Below are 3,987 nucleotides of genomic sequence, written 5' to 3' on the forward strand. Positions count from 1 at the left end.
CGCCAGAGGACGGACAGCACGCGGTACTCGCGCCCCATGTCGTGGGCCGAGGCGGCCACCGGGCCGAGCGGCGGCCGGCGCAGGACGTACTCGTGCGTCCCATAGTCGAGCAGGTAGGTCAGGTTGGCCGCCCCGCCGCCGAACTGGCGGACGGACAGCGCCCCCTCACTGCCGGGCAGCCGGCCGGCCAGGTAATCGGCCAGCCGCGCTTCGTCCAGCCGCTCATCGGGCCGAACGGGGATGATGTCGTCGGGCATGGGATTCATGGACAATCTCCTGTGCGCCTATTCGGGACGGTCGATGCGCGCCGGCGGCAGCGCCACCACGTTGTCGGCGCTGCCCGGCACGGTCAGGCGGGTCAGGGACGGCCAGGTGTAGACGCCCAGCCGCAGCGGGTAGTCGCCCGCCGGCAGGTCGGGGGGAATCGCCAACGTGAAGCGCTCGCGGATAACCTCGCCCGGCTGCCAGGCGTTGAGCGGGTAGCTCTCCCGGCCGAGGGCGTGGTCGTCCTGGGCCGCCGGGCCGCCTGTGGCGGGATCGATGAGATGCAGGAAGCCGACGTAGCGATCCGGCGGCAGTTCGCCCAGCGCCCGCCAGTAGCAGTCGAGCGACAGGGCGTCGCCGGCCGGCGCGATCTCGGGCGCGGCGCAGCCCAATAGCTCCACGCCGCCGCCCAGCGTCACGGCCGGCGTGAGGCCGCCGGGAACGTCGGCTTCGCTCAGGACGAAGTCGGGCTTGGGCAGGGCGACGCCCGGCGGCAGCCGGTAGAGACCGTAGCGGCTCAGCGCGGCCTCGTCGTTGGCGGGGAGGGCGACGCGCTCCAGCGGGACCATCCCGGCGATCAGGCCGGCGTCGTCGTCGCTGAGCAGGAAGAAGGCTGGGCCGGGATTCTCGAACAGCCGGCCGATGATCTCAGGCGCGGGCAGAAACTCGTGGTGGATGTGGCTCAGCAGGAAGGCGGCGTGTGGCACGTAGGGCACGCCCCGCAGCGACGATAGCGCCTCGATGGTGCTGATGTAGACCGGCTCGCCCTGGTTCTGGGCGACGGCGTAGCGGGACAGCTCCAGCAGCGCCCGGCCGCTTTCGCCGGCCGCGTTCACGTCCCGGTAGTGGCGGAACAGCGACGCGACCGGATAGATGACCAGCAGCAGCGCCAGGGCCGCCGCCGCGACCAGAGCCGGCCCCCGCCATCGGCCGCCGGGGCGCGGCAGGTGGCCAATGCCCGCCGCCAACAGACAGGCGATGACCGCCGCCCAGACGGGGATGAGGTGGGCGGTGAAACGGGCGATGCTGCCGAAGCCGTAGTGGCTGCTGACGATGGGCATGACCAGCAGGAAGGGCGCGATCACGAAGAGCGGCTGGGTGGAGACGCGACGAGTGGTATAGACCAGCCCGGCGATCATCAGCGCCAGATAGACCAGCGGGAAGCCGAGCAGCGTGGCGAACGCTTCGTTGCCGGCCAACACGCCGCCCGTCTGCCGCACGAGCTGGAGTGAGAGACGCCGGACGTTGTTGAGCGTGGTCTGGACGGTCGGGTTGTCCTCCCACAGGTAGGATTTCCCTTGCAGCGCGGCGGCCGAGCCGAAGTCGGCGGTCAGGTTGTAGAGAATCACCGGACTCAGAATGGCGACGACGATCAGGCCCGCGCCGATAGGCCACAGCGGCCACCGCCGGCCGAGGTGGGCCAGCCGGCGGCTCTCCCAGGCGAACCATAGCAACCCGCCGGCCACGGCCAGCCCGGCGATCAGGTTGGACTGGATAGCCAGGCCGCCCATCAGCCCCGCGACGGCGAGCCAGCCGCGGCTGTCGCGGCGGACGGCCAGCGTCAGGGCCAGCAGGAACATCGTCGTCAACAGAGGCATCAGCATCGTCGTGCCGCCGAGGTGGCTGTTGACAACGATGAGATAGGGGTTGAGGGCCACGAACAGCGCGGCGAGCAGGCCGGCCAGCCGGTCCCCCTCCCTATGGGAGGGGTTAGGGGAGGGTTCAAGGGTGTAGGCAGACCCTCCCCTAGCCCCTCCCGGTGGGAGGGGAACAGAGCGCCCTCCCCAAGGGTGGGGAACCCAGCTGCTGCTGAGGACGTACACCCAGGCGTAGACCGCCGGGACGGTCAACACGCCGGCAGCCAGAACGACGGCCCGGCCGACCATCGGGTCGGTGACGCCCAGCCGCAGCAGCCCGGCCACCAGATAGAAGTAGAACGGCCCGGCGTAGGCGTCGTTGCCGACGAGCGGGAGAATCTGCCCCTGGGCGATCAGGTAGGCGTAGCTCGTCTGCTCGACCTCATCGAAGGAGGCGGGGATCACATCCCAATAGGGCAGCCGGATCAGGAACGCGCCGAGCGTGATGAGCACCAGCCACGGCCAAGCGCTAGGCCGCATACCGCCCCAGGATGCGCCGGGCGACCGACCACTTATGCACCTCGTCCGGCCCGTCGTAGATGCGCGCCGCCCGCTCGTGACGGTACCAGAAGGCCAGCGGCGTCTCGTCGGTCATGCCCATCGCCCCGTGAACCTGGATGGCCCGGTCGAGGACGGCCTGCAAGACGCCGGCCACGTGGAACTTGATGAGCGAGATGCTGTCGCGGGCCGCGTGCGCTCCCTCGCGGTCGATCTGGTGGGCCGTCTGCAGGACGAGCAGCCGCGCCGCGTCGATCTCCGCCCGGCTCTCGGCGACCCACGTCTGCACCGGCCCTAGTTCGGCTAGCGGCCGGCCCGGCGCGACCTCGCGCAGCGCGGCGTGGCGGCACATCAGGTCGAAGGCCCGCTCGCAGATGCCGATCCAGCGCATGCAGTGGTGGATGCGCCCCGGCCCGAGGCGCTGCTGGGCGATGACGAAGCCCATCCCCTCCGCGCCCAGCCGGTTGGTCTGGGGCACGCGGCAATCGCTGTAGCGGATTTCGGCGTGGCTGGCCCAACCCGCGCCACGCTCGCCCATGACCGATGTGTTCTCAACGATCTCGAAGCCCGGCGTGTCGGCCGGCACGAGGATCATGCTGGCCCGCCGGTGCTTGGCCGCGGCCGGGTCGGTGACGGCCATGACGATGGCGAAGGCCGCCCCATCGCCGCCCGTGCTGAACCACTTGTGGCCGTTGATGACGTAGTCGTCGCCGTCGCGGACGGCGGTCGTGCTGAGCCAGGTCGGGTTGGAGCCGGCGTTCTCCGGCTCGGTCATGGAGAAGCAACTGCGCACGTCGCCGGCCAGCAGGGGCATCAGGAAGCGCTCCTTCTGCTCAGGCGTGCCGTGCTCGATGAGCACCTCCATGTTGCCGGCGTCGGGGGCCTGGCAGTTGAGGGCGTAGTGGCCGAGCGGCGTGCGGCCCAGCACCTCGCTGACCAGCCCGTGCTCGAACAGGGATAGACCCATGCCGCCGTACTCCTGCGGGATCTGCGGCAGCCAGAGGCCGAGGCGTTTGGCCTGGCGGCGCTTGTCGTCTAGTGCGGGCAGGAGGGCGTCGAAGTCGTGGTAGAGGAAGGGCCGCTCCAGCGGCATCAACTCCTCGCGCACGAACTCATCGAGCGTGCGCAGGAGCATCCGCATCTCGGGGGTTGGGGCATCGAAGTTCATGGCTCACCCACCTGGTGAAAGAATCCGCAGATTTCGCAGATTTGGCAGATTATTCAGAGCGGCTCTACGTGGCCGCGTCAGGCCATGGCGTTAAAGGAGCGGATGGCGGCGTCTACGTCGTCGAAGACCTCCAGGAAGGCGCTGAAGCCGGTCATGTCGAGCGCCTTTTTCACGCGGCCCTGGGGGTTGACCAGCTTGCAGCACGTCTCGAAGCCCTGTTCCACGTCAGAGGCGATGGCGTGAAAAGCGCTCCAGCCCAACTCCGGGTCGGGCGGCTCTTCGCCGCGCATGATGAGCGCCGCGCTGTGCAGCGCCACCAGCCCGGAACTGGACAGGAACTTCAGGTCTGACAGGTCGATGATCAGCTGGTCTTTGCCGTTCCGATAGAGGCGGCGCACCTGGTCGATGACGTCGAGGTAG

Annotated in this window: 4 protein-coding genes; all 4 read right to left on the bottom strand. The window is 69.5% G+C overall.

Annotated features, from left to right (window positions below):
* Positions 1 to 266 (bottom strand): phosphotransferase family protein (locus tag ACE3UY_RS21285; protein ID WP_374689486.1); only part of this gene is annotated, 266 nt, incomplete at its 3' end.
* Between the two features lie 18 nt (positions 267 to 284).
* Entirely contained in the window at positions 285 to 2,381 is a 2,097-nt protein-coding gene (locus ACE3UY_RS21290; RefSeq protein WP_374689487.1) for a glycosyltransferase family 39 protein, read from the bottom strand.
* Positions 2,371 to 3,567, bottom strand: coding sequence for an acyl-CoA dehydrogenase family protein (locus ACE3UY_RS21295; RefSeq protein ID WP_374689488.1), 1,197 nt, complete (start codon positions 3,565 to 3,567; stop codon positions 2,371 to 2,373). Before ACE3UY_RS21295 ends, ACE3UY_RS21290 begins: the two co-directional genes overlap by 11 nt.
* A 77-nt stretch (positions 3,568 to 3,644) precedes the next feature.
* Positions 3,645 to 3,987 (bottom strand): STAS domain-containing protein (locus ACE3UY_RS21300; RefSeq protein ID WP_374689489.1); only part of this gene is annotated, 343 nt, incomplete at its 5' end.

This window comes from Promineifilum sp. (SeqCode), assembly GCF_041918635.1.
In the GTDB taxonomy this organism is placed as follows: Bacteria; Chloroflexota; Anaerolineae; order Promineifilales; family Promineifilaceae; genus Promineifilum.

Excerpts from the sequence above, each read along its gene's own strand:
- ACE3UY_RS21290 (WP_374689487.1), bottom strand. The coding sequence starts at position 2,381 with ATGCGGCCTAGCGCTTGGCCGTGGCTGGTGCTCATCACGCTCGGCGCG.
- ACE3UY_RS21295 (WP_374689488.1), bottom strand. The coding sequence starts at position 3,567 with ATGAACTTCGATGCCCCAACCCCCGAGATGCGGATGCTCCTGCGCACG.